The organism is Xanthomonas sp. NCPPB 1068 (genome assembly GCF_041479385.2).
Lineage (GTDB): Bacteria > Pseudomonadota > Gammaproteobacteria > Xanthomonadales > Xanthomonadaceae > Xanthomonas > Xanthomonas cannabis.
The window spans coordinates 1,405,034-1,420,925 of the sequence record NZ_CM192986.1 but is presented as its reverse complement, the minus strand read 5'-3'; the positions used below and the strand labels follow the sequence as shown (position 1 = coordinate 1,420,925).

Here is a 15,892-nt window from a genome sequence, read left to right as displayed (position 1 = left end):
ACCGAGGCAAGCCGAACGCGGCCGGTATCGCCGGGATCGCCTCGCAATCGGTTGTGCTCAAGACCCCGTCACGCTGCAACGCCTGCACTGCGGCGTGCGCTCCGCTTGCGCGGTTCCGACAAATTTCCGACCTGTTTGCCAGATAGTGTGTGCCCGCATTCACTCAGGGCGTGCGCGTGTCGCCTGCCATTTCTGCCTTCTCATCCCGCCAGCGCGCGCTGATGACCGCGTTGCTGTTGATCGCGATCAGCCTGCTGGCCGGGCTGGGCATGCGCCAGCCCAATCCGCCGGACGAGCCGCGCTTCGTGCTGGCTGCACGCACGATGGTCGAAAGCGGCCAGTGGTTGCTGCCGCACCGGGGCAGCGAGCTGTATGCGGAAAAGCCGCCGGTGTTCATGTGGCTGCAGGGCGCCACCTACACGCTGATACCGCACTGGCCGGTGGCATTCCTGCTGCCTTCGCTGCTGGCCGCGCTGGCCACGCTGTGGCTGACCTGGGACATGACGCGCCGGCTGTGGAACCGGCGCGTGGCGGTGTATGCGGTGCTGGCCTTGTTCACGGTGCTGCAGTTCGGCCTGATGGCCAAGCGTGCGCAGATCGACATGGTGCTGGTGGCGCTGACCACCCTCTCGCTGTGGGGGCTGCTGCGGCATCTGCTGCGCGGGCCGGACTGGCGCGCCTGGACGCTGGGGCTGTTTGCCGCCGGCGTCGGCACGGTGACCAAGGGCGTCGGCTTCCTGCCGCTGTTGCTGCTGTTGCCGTGGATGGCGCTGCCGCGCCGGCACTGGAGCGTGTTGCCGGCGCGTGCGCAGGCGGGGCGCAGCTGGCTGCTGGTGCTGCCGGCGTTCGTGGCTGGCACCGCCGTGTGGCTGGGGCCGCTGGGTATCGCGCTGTGGCACAGCGACGCCCCCCAGCTGCACGCTTACGCGCACGAGCTTTTGTTCAAGCAGACCGGCACGCGGTACGCGCACGCCTGGCATCACGTCAAACCGTTCTGGTACTACCTGCAGGTGATCGCCACCTTGTGGCTGCCGGGCTGCCTGCTGTTGCCGTGGTTGCTGCCGGCCTGGTGGCGGCGACTGCGCCGCGGCGACCCGCGCTATGTGCTGTTGCTTGCCTGGAGCGCGCTGGTGCTGCTGTTCTTCAGCGCCAGCCCGGGCAAGCGCGAGGTCTATATCTTTCCGATGTTGCCAGCGTTGTGCGTTGCAGCCGCGCCGCTGCTGGCCGGGCTGTTGCGCCGGCGCGGCGTGCGCGTGTTGCTGAGCGGCTATGTGCTGCTGCTTGCGCTGGCCGGGTTGATCCTTGGAGGCGGCATCGCGCTGCATCTGCACTGGGCGGAGAACCCGGCGCTGAAACGCGGGATGGAGCTGGCCTCGCTGCAGTCGGTGGGGTTCTGGCTGATCGGCCTGTGCGTGGTCGGCTTTGCCACGGTTGCATGGTCGCGCGGCCAACGCGCGGGCACCGCGTTGGTGGTGATGACCGCCGCGCTATGGACGGTGTACGGCCTGGGCTTGATGCCGGCACTGGACCCGTACAGTTCATCCGCGCGTCTGATGCAGCGGGTGGGCCAGCGCATCGGGCCGGACGCGGAGTTGGGCATGCTGGCCTGGCGCGAGCAGAACCTGCTGCAGGCCGATCGCCCGGTCACCGACTTCGGCTTCAAGGCGAGCTGGCAGGAGCAGTGGGCCAAGGCGGGCCCCTGGCTCGCACAGGCGCCTGAGCGGCGTTGGCTGTTCGTGCTCCGGCAGGCGGTGCCGGCGTGTATCGACCCTGCGCAACGCATCGATATCGGCGAATCCAATCGCAATCAATGGCAGTTGGTGCCGGGCACTGCGTGGCATGCCGGATGCGCTGCCACGGCGTCGGACAGCGAGCAAACCGGCAATGACGACGAGACAGACTGAACGCTTGGTGTCGGGTTAACACCTGAGCAACTCCGGTCCGACCGCTCTCCGACATCCGGGTTTCGAAGATGCCGGGCATTGACACAGACCGACATCTTGATGAGCTCGTTTCCTCTCCATGCGCCCAGCGTGGCGCATACCGCCAGCGATGTGCAGGCGCAGTTTCTTGTTCGGCATCTGTGGCTGCCGCTGGCCTGCGTGCTGTTGGCGAGTGCGCTACTGATGGGCGCCGGTGGCGACCAGTGGATTGCCGACGCGCTGTATCGGCTGGAAGGCGGGCACTGGCTGCTCAAGGACCATTGGTTCACCAGCGGCGTGATCCACCGGGTGGGCAAATGGTTGAGCACGACTGCCGGTGTCAGCGTGTTGGTGCTGGCCGGCGTTGCGTGGTGCCGGCCGCGTCTGAAGGGATTGCGCTGGCCGCTGACGTATCTGGCCGCATCGGTCGCACTGTCGACCTCGCTGGTGTCGTTGCTCAAGTCGTGGACTGCGATGGACTGCCCTTGGGATCTGAGCCGTTATGGCGGCACGCACGCGATGATCGGGCTGTTTGAATCGCGCAACGGCATTGCTGCGTCCGGTTGTTTTCCGGCAGGCCATGCCAGTGCCGGCTATGCGTGGGTGGCGCTGTATTTCTGTGCGCTGGCGCTCCGTCCTGCATGGCGCTTTGCAGGCTTGTTCGCAGGCTTGGCAGCAGGTCTCGTTTTCGGTGTTGCGCAACAACTGCGTGGCGCGCATTTTCTCTCGCACGATGTCTGGTCGTTGGCGGTGTGCTGGGTGAGCGCACTGGCACTGTACTGCGCGATGCTGCAACGGCCGCATCGCGCGCTTGGTTTGATGTTGCTATCGGGGGACGCAGCGTGAGCACCTGGTTACCGGAACCGCGCAGGCGTAGTGGCCTGCGCGCGCTGACATGGAGTACGCGGCCGACGGTGTCGACCGAAGCGCTGGTGTTGCTGTCGAGCCTGTTTTTCGCGCTGGTGTGCAACCAGCTGTTCTGGCGCACGGCGATGGCCACGCATCCGGGCAGCCTTGGCTTTGCGGTGTCGTTGATGGCGCTGCTGGTGGCCGTGCATGCGCTGCTGCTGGGGGTGCTGGTCTGGCGCTGGAATGCCAAGCCGCTGCTCACGCTGCTGCTGTTCACCACCGCCCTGGCCGCGCACTACATGGACAGCTACAACGTCTATCTGGATGCGGACATGCTGCGCAACGTGCTGCATACCGACCACAAGGAATCGCGCGAGCTGCTCACGCCCGGATTGATCCTGCCGCTGGTGGGCTACTTCCTGATTCCGACCACGTTGCTGTGGCGCACGCGTCTGCGCGCACGCAGCGTGGGCAAGGCGTTTCTGGTGCGGGTGGGGTTTCTGCTGGTGGTCGCGGTGGTGGGCGCTGCGGGCACCCTGCTGTCGTCGCAGGATATTTCGGCATTGATGCGCAATCACCGTGAAGTGCGCTATCTGGCCACGCCGATCAACTACATCGTGGCGTTGCGGCAGAACCTCAAATCCGAATCGCCGATCAAGCATGCGCCCAAACAGCCGATCGAACACGACGCCACGGCCACGCCGCGCGCTGCCGGCAGCCGCCCCCGCCTGTTGCTGCTGGTGCTGGGCGAAACGGCGCGTGCGCAGAACTGGGGCCTCAACGGCTATGCGCGCCAGACCACGCCCGAGCTGGCGCAGGCCGGGGTCATCAACTTCCCGGACATGCATTCGTGCGGTACCAGCACCGAGGTCTCGGTGCCCTGCATGTTTTCGCCATTCGGCCGCCGCGACTACAACGAAGACATGATCCGCGGGCATCAATCGTTCCTGCATGTGCTCGAACACGCCGGCATCTCCACGCTGTGGCGTGACAACCAGTCCGGCTGCAAGGGTGTCTGCGACGGGCTGGAACTGCAGAAACTCGACGATGCCACCACGCCGGGCCTGTGCGCCGATGGCCGCTGCATGGACGAAATCCTGCTAAGCGATCTGGCCGCACAGGTGCGGGCAAAGCCTGGCGACCGCGTGGTGGTGCTGCATCAACTGGGCAGCCATGGCCCGAGCTATTTCGAACGCTATCCGGCGCATTTCGAACGCTTCAAGCCGGTGTGCAGGACCGCCGACCTGGGCAGCTGCAGCCGCCAGAGCATCGTCAATGCCTACGACAACTCGATCAGCTACACCGACCATTTCCTCAACCAGGCCATCCACACCTTGCGCGGGCTGCAGGACTACGACACGGCGCTGATCTATCTATCCGACCATGGCGAATCGCTGGGCGAAAAAGGCCTGTACCTGCATGGCGTGCCGTACGCGATCGCACCCAAGGAGCAGACCCATGTGCCGATGGTGATGTGGTTCTCGCCGGAGTTCGCGCGCGACCGCGGCCTGGACGAGGCCTGCCTGCGCCACCGCGCCGGACAGTACACCGATCAGGATGCGCTGTTTCCTTCGGTGCTGGGCCTGATGCAGGTCAGGACCAGTGTGTATGCGCGCGAGCGGGACGTGTTCGCGCAATGCACGGGCAAGCGCTGAGCTGAGCGCGGCCATGCCTGCGGCGCGCGCAGCAGGCGGGCGCGGGCGGTGCTCCGCGCCGCATCTCCATCTGCCGCGTTGCAGCTTGGGCGCCGATCACACCGCCTGACCCTGGTCGGCCAGGGTCCGCGCGCGCGCCAACCGTTCTGCCGGATCGCTGCCCAGATCGATCGTCGGCGTGACGCCTGCCGTCGCACCGCTTGCCCTGAAGACCGGCGCGCTCTAGCCTTCGCCGGACTTCACCGCAAGGACCACCCGTGAATCCTCGTCTGCTGTTGCTGGCGCTGGCTGTTGCCGCCGGCACGTTGTCGCTGTCGGCCTGTCGCAAGGATGCCGCACCGCCGGTCACACCGGCCGCACCCAACGCCGCGCCGGGCGAAACTGCCGACCAGTTCGTCGCGCGCATCAGCGCCGAGTACAAGGCGGCCTACCCGGAAGTCACCGCGGCGCAGTGGCTGTCGTCCACCTACATCAACGGCGATTCACAACTGCTGGCCGCCAAGGCCAACGAGCGTTCGCTGGCGCAGCTGGATCGCTGGATCGAACAATCCAAGCGCTACGCCGGCACGCCAATGTCGGCCGACAGCACGCGTGCGCTGCAGTTGCTCAAATTGATGAGCGCCCTGCCCGCTCCGCGCGACCCAGCCAAACTGGCCGAACTCACCCGCATCGCCGCCAAGATGGAAGGCGACTACGGCGCCGGAACCTATTGCGTGGGCGATGGCGAGCAACGCCGCTGCCGCCAGCTGGGCGAGCTGGAGCAGGTACTGGCCAGCAGCCGCGACTACAACGAACAACTCGATGCCTGGCAGGGCTGGCATCGCACCGCGCAGCCGATGCGCAAGGACTACCAGCGCTTTGTCGAGCTGGCCAACGAAGGCGCGCGCGGCCTGGGGTTTGCCGATGTCGGCGTGATGTGGCGCAGCGGCTACGACATGCCGCCGCGGCAGCTGGCCAGCGAAACCGACCGCCTGTGGGAGCAGGTCAAACCGCTGTACGCACAGCTGCAGTGCTATGCGCGCGGCAAGCTGGACACGCAATACGGCAAGGACAAGGGCGAGGTGGCCGGCGGCCTGCTGCCGGCGCACCTGATGGGCAACATGTGGCAGCAGGACTGGAGCAATCTGTGGGACCTGTTGCAGCCCTACCCCGGCGCCGGTGATCTGGACATCACTTCGGCCCTGGAAAAGCAGTACCAGGGCAATCTGAGCGCAGTGCTGGCACGCAATACCGGTGGCGACGGCGGCACCGCGGCACGCTTCAATGCCGAGCGCGAGGCGCAGCTGCGCACCGCCAGGCAGATGACCGAGCGCGCGCAGGATTTCTACACCTCGCTCGGCATGCCCAAGTTGCCGGACACCTACTGGCAGCGCTCGCAGTTCATCAAACCGCTGGACCGCGATGTGGTCTGCCACGCCAGCGCCTGGGACATGAACATGGGCGGCGAGGCGAACCAGAACATCGGTGCGGATGTGCGCACCAAGATGTGCATCAAGCCCACCGAGGAAGACTTCACCACCATCTACCATGAGCTGGGCCACATCTATTACGACCTGGCCTACAACCCGCTGCCGCCGCTGTTCCAGAACGGTGCCAACGATGGGTTTCATGAAGCGATCGGCGACACCATCGTGCTGGCGATGACGCCCAGGTATCTGCAGTCGATCGGCATGGTGGGCGAACAACAGGCCGGTCGCGAGGCGTTGATCAACTCGCAGATGCGCATGGCGCTGAGCAAGGTGGCATTCCTGCCGTTCGGCCTGATGATCGACCGCTGGCGCTGGGGGGTGTTCGATGGCTCGATTCCGCCGGAGCGCTACAACCAGGCCTGGTGGGAACTGAAAGCCCGCTATCAAGGCGTGGCGCCGGCAACCGCGCGCGGCGAAGAGTTCTTCGATGCCGGCGCCAAATACCATGTGCCGGGCAACACCCCCTACACGCGCTACTTCCTGGCCCACATCCTGCAATTCCAGTTCTACAAGGGCCTGTGCCAGGCCGCCGGCCACCAGGGCCCGTTGTACGAGTGCAGCTTCTACGGCAACAAGGACGCCGGGCAGAAATTCTGGTCGATGCTGCAACGTGGAGCGAGCCAGCCGTGGCAGACCACGCTGAAGGAACTCACCGGCAGCGACAAACTCGACGCCGGCCCGATGCTGGAATATTTCGCGCCGATGAGCGAGTGGCTGAAGCAGCAGAATCAGGGGCAGATGTGCGGGTGGCAGGCGACTGCGCCTGCTGCCACGAGCAACGCGCCTGCGCCTGCCGCGCTGCACTGACGCGCCGCTGTCGCTGCGGCATGCAGCATGCGGCGGCCGTCACCAGGGCCGCCGCCTAACGTTCCTTTGATAAACGCCTAAAACGCCGGCGATATACTGCGCGCCCGCTGCACAGGCGCAGCATGCAGGAAGCATCCTAATGAGCAACGCCTCCACCGGCCCGGACGCGCGCGATGTGGACCGCAACACGCAGTTCATCGACGATGCGAACGATCGCGCGTTCGACCCGACCTACAGCAGCTCCAACAGTGAATACGCGGCGAAGGTGGGAAGCGGCACCGTCTCGGTCACCCCGGCAGAGCAGTCGGCCAAAGTTTCGCAGAGCATCGGCAGCCCGACACAGCCACTGGGCGAGACCAGCCTGCGTCGCGGCGGCGCGCTGAGCGCAGGCGTGCTCAGCGATGCCGATGCAAAGACCACCACCTTCAGCCTTGAGGCCGATGCACAGACCGGCCAGCACCAACGCCTGCAATCCAAGCTCGGCGACAGCAAGCTGAGCATCGAGGCAGACACCAGTGCCGGGCAGCGCATGCGCTACGTAGTGACGCTGCCCGGTGTCGATCAACCGCTGGAAGCCGCCAGGCAAGTCAATCCGCTGCAGCCGGAGAGCCTTCCGATCGGCGCACGCGTGGTGATGGACACCCAGACTTTTGTGCAGCGCGAATCCTCGGCAAGCCTGCGATCGCTGACCACGCAGAGCGAGATCACCGAAGCCAGCGGCCGCAGCTACATGATCGAACGCGTCGACGAGCGCCACGTGCGGGTGGTGACTGGGCCGAACGCGGCCATCGAGGCGGTGAATGCGTTGGGCATCAAGGCCGGACCGGCGCAGGCCCTGCTCGGTCGCGCCGACTCGCTGGGCCAGTCGCAGGTGCACAGCGCGCAGTTCGACCTGGCCGATCCGCGTGCGCTTGCGGCCATGGGTGCGTTCGTGCGCGAGGGCAAGATTGCGCCGGGCGTGCCCGGCGTCGATGAGATGCAGACGCTGGAACGGATCAATTTCAGCTCGCAGCAGCGTCTGCAGCTGGAACTGGGCCCGCTCAGCGCCGATGTCGCCGGCAACCGCAACCAAGGCAGCCAGGTGCGCATCAGCACGCCGGGCCAGGACGGCTACACCGTGGTGCAACAGCTGCAGTACGGCGACAACGTGCCGCTGACGATCGTGCGCCAGTACGACGGCAACGATGCCGAACGCGTGGAGCAGCGCAGCTACCGTTTCGAGATCGATGGCGATGTGGCCGCGCCGGGCTTGTTGCAGCGCTTGGGCGGGCGCAACGAGGCCAGCGAGGAAAAGGCGATCGCGCAGACCCTCAACAGCGCGTTGAGCGGCGACATGGCGGGTCCTGGCGCAATCGCGCCAGGGCAGAAAACCACGCTGGAATTCAGCGAGGTGCAGATGCAGGCGCTGCTGGAGCAGACCCGCGCCAGCGCCGACGCCGGCAAGATCAGCGGCAGCGCGTTGACGGCGCTGGTCGGCGACCGCAACGCCCCGTCGCAGTCGCCCGAGCAGTTCGCAATCGCGATGGCGCGCAATGTGGGTGGATCGCCTTATGGGTTTGCCGAGCGGCTGCAGCGCATCGCCGACGGTGCCGACGGAACATACGACGGCCAGCTGCAGCGTGTGGATGCCACCGTACTGCCGCGACCGACGGACGCCACCCCGACGCTGCCGGACCCGCGCGATGCAACGCACCCGGATCATGCATTGCTGCAGCAATGCACGGCGGCAGTGGAGCGCCTGCAGGCGACGCCCGGCCCTGCGGCCGGGATGGACAGCGAACGCCTGGCCTTGGGGTCGGTGGTAGCCGCACGCGAGAATGGCTTGCAGCGGGTCGATCACGTGCTACTCGGCAACGATCCCGCGCGCGGGTTCGTGGTGCAGGGAGCGCTCGACTCGCCAGCGCATTTGCGGGGCAGCTTCGATGCCAAGGCTGTGCAGGAGGAGCCCATTGCCAACAGCCTGCAACGCCTGCAGGCGCTGGAAACCGGCACGGAGCGCGATGCCGCCACGCAGGCGCAGGCGTCGCAGCAGGAAACGCAGCGACAGGCGCAGGCGCGCTGAGACTGCGCGCTGGCGGCTGCACCTGAATTCCCCGATCGAAAGCGTTCGAAGACACGCATGGCCAACCGCGATGTTGGCCCGGTGGGCTGGACGGGAACGATGATCTGCTGGCTGGCCGGTGATACCGCGCGCCACACCTGCCAGGCAGCGGATCTAACACCGGCCTGCTGCACATCCTTGCAGCAGGCACAGCAACCCGGTAACCCGTTCTAAACGACGCGTCTCTCAAGGCACCAGCGAAGGCACACGGCGAGCGTGGCTCAATTGAGCTTGGCGCCGCCCTGCAAGCGTTCGCTCAACTTGGTCTTGAATTGTTCGAACTCCATGCCGTCGGCTCGGGCTTCGGCGTGCGCGGCGTCCTTGAGGGCGTCCGAGTAGGTCAGGCGCACCGGCGTGCCCTGGCGTTCGTGCAGTTCGGCCGCGCGCATGATCAGCGCCAGCACCTGGGCGGCGCTGGTGCTTTCGCCGGCGATGCGGCCGTCCATGCCCAGCACCCATTCGCCGTCGCGGCGGACGATGCCGGCCAGCAGGGTGCGTTGCTGATCGCGGAGTTCTGCATGCGGTTCGATCGGCGAGTCGGCCGTGGCCTTGGCGGCAGCCTGGTTGCGCTGGCGCTCGGCGGCGCGTTTGCGGGCATCGCGGCGCAACTTGGAATCGGTGGACATGCGGGCTCCTGTGGGGTCAAAGGTGGTCGGCCGGCTCCAGAGGCACTGCCTCGGTGGCCTGGCGGTGCCGTAGACGGCGGCCGCTGCGGCGCTCCCAGCGCCAGAATAGCCAGCCCAGCAAGAAAAAACCGGTCATCCCGATCGCCAGATGCCGCGGGTGTTCACTCAGCAGCGGCGACAGCACCCCGGCCACCAGCGTGTTGGTCATCAATTGGGTGAAGGCCTGCAGCGAGGACGCCAGGCCGCGCTGGTGCGGGTACATGTCCAGCACCGCCAGCGCCAGGATCGGGAAAATCAACGCCATGCCCACGCCGGCCAGGAAGATCGGCAGCACCGCCCAGGGCAGCGCGATCTGCGCCACCGTCATGGTGTAGCCCAGGTTGGCGAGCGCTGCCACACCGCAGCAGATGAAGCCGATGCGGATCTGCCGCACCGGCTCCATGCGCCCGGCCATGCGCCCGGACAGGAACGAACCCAGCGTCATGCCGCCGATGGTGGGAATGAACAGCCAGGCGAAGTCGCCCTCGCCCAGATGCAGGTGCTGCATGATCAGCACCGGCGCCGAGGCGATGTACAGGAAGATGCCGGCGAAGTTGAGCGACCCGGCCGCGGCCAGCCGCTGGAAGCGCGGATTGAAGCCGATGCGCACATAGTCCTGCAGCAGGCGCTTGAACTGCAGCGGGGTGCGTGCCTCCACCGGGTGGGTTTCCGGCAGCCAGGTCATGGTGGCCACCAGCAGCACCAGCCCGAACACCACCAGAAACCAGAAGATCAGCGGCCAGCCGGCACCGCTGAGCAGGATCCAGCCACCGATGATCGGCGCGATGGCCGGCGCGATGCCGAAGATCATCGAGACCTGGCTCATCAGCCGCTGCGCGTCCGGGCCATGGAACAGGTCGCGGATCACCGCCCGCCCGACGATCATGCCCACCCCGGCCGACAGGCCCTGCAAGGCGCGGAACGCCAGCAGCGTGGGCAGGTCCTGCGACAGCGCGCAGCCGATCGAGCCGGCGATGAACAGTACCAGCCCGCCCAGGATCACCCGCTTGCGGCCCCAGGCATCGGACAGCGGCCCGTGCGCGATGCTCATCACGCCATAGGCCAGCAGGTAGACGCTGATGGTCTGCTGGATCGCCACCTGGTCCACCGCCAGGCTGCGGCTGAGCCGCGAGAACGCCGGGAAGATGGTGTCGATGGAAAACGGGCCGAACATCGCCAGCCCGGCGAGCAGCAGCGCCATGCGCCGGGTGGAGGGCGTGGTGGGGGTCATGCAGGGATCCGAAACGTGATGCATCCGGGACGCACGCCGGCATCCGCCGGGGGCGGCACCGGATAGCGCGTGAGGGCGCCGATGATAGGCGCTTGCGCCGGCGAGGTTAAGCAAACCCAAGTGCACGGGCCGTTGCCGGCGACCCACGCGGGCCCGCCAGCATGCGCAGCCACGCTATAATCGGCCGGCAACACGGTGGGAGAAGCGGCACTGCCGCTGCCGAAGGCGCAACAGCCCGTAATCGCTCAGGCCCGATACCATCCGCAGTACAACTCTGGAGAGACCGGCCGATGCCGGCGCCGAAGGGGCACGGAACGCAGGCAGGCCAGGCGCCATGCCGCGTTTTTAAACTCTCAGGCAAAAGGACAGAGGGGCGCGAGGAAGACCGTCGCTACGGCGGGTCGCGGTGCGCCATGCGCGCCGGGCCGGCTGCGGGACGCGTCGACCATTCGTCTGCCCCCTGCCCCGGATGCCCGCCATGTCCCAGACCCCGTCTTCCTTGCGCGACCTCGAACACCACGGCGCGTTCGTCGAACGCCATATCGGCCCCAACGACGCGGAAATCGCGCAGATGCTCGAGGTGGTCGGCCACGCCTCGCTGGATGCGCTCACCGACGCCATCGTGCCGGGCAACATCAAGTCGCCGGCCGCGCTGGCGCTGCCCGATGCCATCACCGAAGAAGAAGCGCTGGCCAAGATCCGCGCCATCGCCGGCAAGAACCAGGTGCAGCGCACCTTCATCGGCCAGGGCTATTACGGCACCCATACGCCGAAGGTGATCCTGCGCAACATCCTGGAAAACCCGGCCTGGTACACCGCCTACACGCCGTATCAGGCGGAGATCTCACAGGGCCGCATGGAAGCGCTGATCAACTTCCAGACCCTGTGCGCGGATCTGACCGGCATGCAGATCGCCAACGCCTCGCTGCTGGACGAAGCCACCGCCGCGGCCGAAGCGATGACGCTAGCCAAGCGCTCGGCCAAATCGAAGTCCGACATCTTCTTCGTGCACGACGCAGTGCACCCGCAGACGCAGGAACTGCTGCGCACGCGCGCCGAGCCGCTGGGCATCGTGCTGCGCGTGGGTACGCCGGAAGAAGCGCTGCAGGCCGAATGCTTCGGCGTGCTGCTGCAGTACCCGGACAGCTTCGGGCATATCGGCGATCACGCCGCGCTGGCCGAGGCGGTACATGCGCAGGGCGGCCTGGTCGCGGTGGCCACCGACCTGCTCGCACTGACCCTGATTGCCGCCCCCGGCGAATGGGGCGCGGACATCGTGGTCGGCAATTCGCAGCGCTTTGGTGTGCCGTTCGGCTTTGGTGGCCCGCATGCGGCCTTCATGGCCTGCCGCGATGCCTACAAGCGTTCGATGCCGGGCCGCCTGATCGGCGTGTCGATCGATGCCGCCGGCAACCCGGCGTATCGCTTGACCCTGCAGACCCGCGAGCAACATATCCGCCGCGAGAAGGCCACCTCCAACATCTGCACCGCGCAGGTGCTGCTGGCGGTGATGGCGTCGATGTACGCGGTCTACCACGGCCCCGATGGCCTGACCCGCATCGCGCGCCGCACCCATCGCCTGGCGGCGATCCTGGCGGCCGCACTGCGCAGCGCCGGCGTCACCGTGGGCGAGCATTTCTTCGACACCCTGCACGTCAAGGCAATCGATGCCGATGCCATCCACGCTCGCGCGCGTGCGGCCGGCATCAACCTGCGCGCCATCGACAGCGAGGCGGTCGGCATCAGCCTGGACGAAACCACCACGCGCGCCGACGTGGTCGCGCTGGCGCAGCTGTTCGGTGCCACGGCCGATGTGGACGCGCTGGATGCCGCCACCGCCGATGCCCTGCCGCAAGGCCTGCTGCGCACGACGCCGTTCCTGACCCACCCGGTGTTCAACACCCACCATAGCGAGCACGAACTGCTGCGCTACATGCGTTCGCTGGCCGACAAGGACCTGGCGATGGATCGCACCATGATCCCGCTGGGCAGCTGCACCATGAAGCTCAACGCCACCGCCGAAATGATCCCGGTGACCTGGCCGGAGTTCGGCGCGATCCATCCGCTGGCCCCGGCCGAACAGTCGGCCGGGTACGCGCAGCTGATCGACGAGCTGGAAGCGATGCTGGTCGAATGCACCGGCTACGACGCGGTGAGCCTGCAGCCCAATTCCGGCGCGCAGGGCGAGTACGCCGGCCTGCTGGCGATCCGTGCCTATCACCGCGCGCGCGGCGAGGCGCATCGCGACATCTGCCTGATCCCGGAGTCCGCACACGGTACCAACCCGGCCTCCGCACAGATGTGCGGCATGACCGTGGTGGTCACCAAGTGCGATGCCAACGGCAACGTCGATGTCGAAGACATCCGCGCCAAGGCGGAGAAATATTCCGACCGCCTGGCTGCGCTGATGATCACCTACCCGTCCACCCACGGCGTGTTCGAAGAAGACGTGGTGGCGATCTGCGAAGCCGTGCATGCGCATGGCGGCCAGGTCTACACCGACGGCGCCAACATGAACGCGCTGGTTGGCGTGGCCAAGCCCGGCAAGTGGGGCTCGGACGTGTCGCACCTGAACCTGCACAAGACCTTCTGCATTCCGCACGGCGGCGGCGGCCCGGGCGTGGGCCCGTGTGCGGTCAAATCGCATCTGGCGCCGTTCCTACCGAGAACGCTGGGCGGCGAAGGCGATGTCGGCATGGTCAGCGCGGCCAGCTATGGCTCTGCCTCCATCCTGCCGATCAGCTGGATGTACGTGACCATGATGGGCCGCGCCGGCCTGCGCAAGGCCACGCAGGTGGCCCTGCTCAATGCCAACTACATCGCCAAGCGCCTGGCCCCGCACTACAAGACGCTGTACACCGGCCGCAACGGGCTGGTGGCGCATGAATGCATCCTCGACGTGCGCCCGTTGGAGAAGACCAGCGGCATCGGCGCCGAAGACATCGCCAAGCGGTTGATCGACTTCGGCTTCCACGCACCGACCTTGAGCTTCCCGGTCGCCGGCACGCTGATGGTGGAACCCACCGAAAGCGAATCGCAGCATGAGCTGGACCGCTTCATCGACGCGATGATCCAGATCCGCGAAGAGATCCGCGCCATCGAGGACGGCCGCCTGGACCGCGAGGACAACCCGCTCAAGCACGCCCCGCACACTGCCACGCAGGTCTCGGCCAGCGAGTGGGCCCATGCCTACCCGCGCGAACTGGCCGCCTTCCCGCTGCCCAGCCTGAAGCACCAGAAGTACTGGCCGCCGGTGGCGCGCGTGGACAACGTCTATGGCGACAAGAACGTGATGTGCGCCTGCATCCCGGTGGACGCGTACAAGGAAGACGCCGAAGCCTGAGTAGCGCCACGCATGCTGTAAACAAAAAACCCAGCCGGAAACGGCTGGGTTTTTCATTGCGCGCAAGGCGCGTCGTTCATTTGCCTGGCCTACACGTGCAGTCGGGATGATGGCGGACGTCCTTACCGCACTGGCAGAGCCTCGCACATGCTTGAACTGAAACATCTCGGCGCCGTGCTGCTGGCCGCCTGCATGTTGAGCGGCTGCGCGCCGCGTCGTCCCGGCGAGGTGCCGGCACTGGTGCAGGCGCACGATGCGCGTGCGGCGGTGGTGCAGACCGACGCCGGGCCGGTGCGCGGTGTGACCAGCGCGCACGGCAAGGTCTTCCTGGGCATACCGTTCGCAGCGCCGCCGGTGGGCGCATTGCGCTTTCGCGCGCCACAACCGGTGCCGGCCTGGAAGGACGTGCGCGATGCCACGCACGCAGGGCCCGCTTGCTTGCCGCGCTATCGCATCGGACGCACGCATGTCTCCGAGGACTGCCTCACGCTGAACATCTATGCCCCGCCCGGCCCGGCCCCCGCGCATCCACGCGCGGTGATGGTATGGATCTATGGCGGTGCGCTGGAGCTGGGCAGCAATGCGGATTACGACCTGAGCGCACTGGCGGCGCGCCAGGATGTCATCGTGGTGGCGCCCAACTACCGGCTGGGCGTGTTCGGCTTTCTTGCGCACCCTGGTCTGCGTGGCGAGGGCGAAGGCGCGTATGCGCTGCTCGACCAGCAGGCCGCGCTGCGCTGGGTACAACGCAATATCGCCGGGTTCGGCGGCGATGCGCACAACGTCAGCGTGTTCGGCGAATCCGCCGGCGCATGGAGCATCTGTTATCAGCTCACTTCGCCAACGGCCAAAGGGCTGTTCCAGCGTGCCATCCTGCAAAGCGGCAGCTGCCTGGCCGCCGATTCCAGCGTGACCCGCGATGAAGCCGAACACGGCGGTGTGCGCATGGCGCAGGCGCTTGGCTGCACGCACACGGCCGATGTTGCAGCATGCCTGCGCGCGCTTCCGGCCGATGCATTGGCCGATGCAACGCCGCAGCGACGCGGCCTGACCGGGCGCGATGCGTGGGCGCCGATGGCCGGCGGCGATGTGCTGCCGCTACCACCTGCACAGGCGATCGCAAGCGCGCAACACGCACAGGTGCCGGTACTGATCGGCAATAACCGCGATGAGGGACGCCTGTTTGCGCAGCTGCTGTCCTACCTTGGCAAGCTCACCTCGCGCAGTGGCTACGAGGCACGCATCCAACGCATGCACGCGTCTGCGGCGCCGATCATGGCGCAGTACGCCGATGTCGCCACGCATTCGCGCTGGGAGGCGTTTGCCGACATCGTCACCGACGGCGGTTTCGCCTGTCCGACGCGCCGGCTGGGCCAGGCATTGCGCACGCATGCCCCGGTGTACGCATACGAGTTCGATGACTCGCAGGCGCCGTACGGGCTGCTGCGCCTGCCGTTCTCGCCGACGTTGGGCGCCTTTCACGCCTCCGAGCTGGTGTATCTGTTTCAGCGCCCATGGGTGCTCAGCGGCGATCCGCAGTTCAGTCCGGCGCAGCAGGCGTTCTCCGACACGTTGCAGGACTACTGGGGCGCGTTCGCGCGTACCGGCGATCCGAACGGGAACGGACGCCCGCGGTGGCCGCGATTCGCTGGCCAGACACCGCTGACCTTGTCGCCCGCCCGGATCGGCGCAACGCCGGACTTCATGCAACGGCACCGCTGTGGCTTTTGGGACGCACAGGCGCGCGCTGCCACGGCAAACGTCCCATCGCCTTCGCAACAGCATCAGCCCGACGTAACGCACGCTGCTCAACGATAGGACCGCTGCCGCGGGATGCCGGCAGGCGCCCG

The 15,892-nt window shown here is 66.9% G+C and carries 9 protein-coding genes and 1 riboswitch; of the genes, 7 read left to right on the top strand and 2 right to left on the bottom strand.

Annotated elements, in window-relative coordinates:
• Positions 1–170: 170 nt before the first annotated feature.
• The 5 genes from ACCQ12_RS06090 to ACCQ12_RS06070 all read left to right on the top strand — a co-directional run bounded on the left by ACCQ12_RS06090 (position 171) and on the right by ACCQ12_RS06070 (position 8,764).
• Positions 171–1,904 carry an ArnT family glycosyltransferase gene (locus ACCQ12_RS06090; protein WP_372383564.1) on the top strand — a complete coding sequence of 578 codons (1,734 nt, stop codon included), beginning with the start codon at positions 171–173 and terminating at the stop codon, positions 1,902–1,904.
• A 99-nt stretch (positions 1,905–2,003) separates the two neighbouring features.
• Positions 2,004–2,768, top strand: a complete 765-nt coding sequence (locus ACCQ12_RS06085) for a phosphatase PAP2 family protein (RefSeq protein ID WP_372383177.1) — start codon at positions 2,004–2,006, stop codon at positions 2,766–2,768.
• The gene (locus tag ACCQ12_RS06080) at positions 2,765–4,426 is read left to right on the top strand and encodes a phosphoethanolamine transferase (protein ID WP_372383176.1); all 1,662 of its coding nucleotides are present in this window, start codon (positions 2,765–2,767) and stop codon (positions 4,424–4,426) included. The genes ACCQ12_RS06085 and ACCQ12_RS06080 overlap by 4 nt, the downstream gene beginning before the upstream one ends.
• A 257-nt stretch (positions 4,427–4,683) precedes the next feature.
• Entirely contained in the window at positions 4,684–6,702 is a 2,019-nt protein-coding gene (locus tag ACCQ12_RS06075; RefSeq protein ID WP_372383175.1) for a M2 family metallopeptidase, read from the top strand.
• A 139-nt stretch (positions 6,703–6,841) separates the two neighbouring features.
• Positions 6,842–8,764: an XVIPCD domain-containing protein gene (locus tag ACCQ12_RS06070; protein ID WP_372383174.1), complete on the top strand. Its 1,923-nt coding sequence runs from the start codon at positions 6,842–6,844 to the stop codon at positions 8,762–8,764.
• A 260-nt stretch (positions 8,765–9,024) separates the two neighbouring features.
• Here the strand turns inward: ACCQ12_RS06070 and ACCQ12_RS06065 are convergent, their stop codons facing one another.
• Both ACCQ12_RS06065 and ACCQ12_RS06060 read right to left on the bottom strand, forming a co-directional pair.
• The gene (locus tag ACCQ12_RS06065; protein ID WP_039409783.1) at positions 9,025–9,429 is read right to left on the bottom strand and encodes a hypothetical protein; all 405 of its coding nucleotides are present in this window, start codon (positions 9,427–9,429) and stop codon (positions 9,025–9,027) included.
• Between the two features lie 16 nt (positions 9,430–9,445).
• Complete coding sequence (locus tag ACCQ12_RS06060) at positions 9,446–10,699, bottom strand: multidrug effflux MFS transporter (protein ID WP_372383173.1); 1,254 nt, start codon at positions 10,697–10,699, stop codon at positions 9,446–9,448.
• 264 nt (positions 10,700–10,963) lie between these two features.
• Positions 10,964–11,078, top strand: a riboswitch (glycine riboswitch).
• 90 nt (positions 11,079–11,168) lie between these two features.
• On the opposite strand from ACCQ12_RS06060, the gene gcvP reads away from it, so the two are divergent.
• Positions 11,169–14,042, top strand: a complete 2,874-nt coding sequence (gcvP, locus tag ACCQ12_RS06055; protein ID WP_372383172.1) for an aminomethyl-transferring glycine dehydrogenase — start codon at positions 11,169–11,171, stop codon at positions 14,040–14,042.
• A 147-nt stretch (positions 14,043–14,189) separates the two neighbouring features.
• Positions 14,190–15,860 (top strand): carboxylesterase/lipase family protein, encoded by a 1,671-nt coding sequence (locus ACCQ12_RS06050; protein WP_372383171.1) that lies wholly within the window; start codon positions 14,190–14,192, stop codon positions 15,858–15,860.
• Positions 15,861–15,892 lie beyond the last annotated feature (32 nt).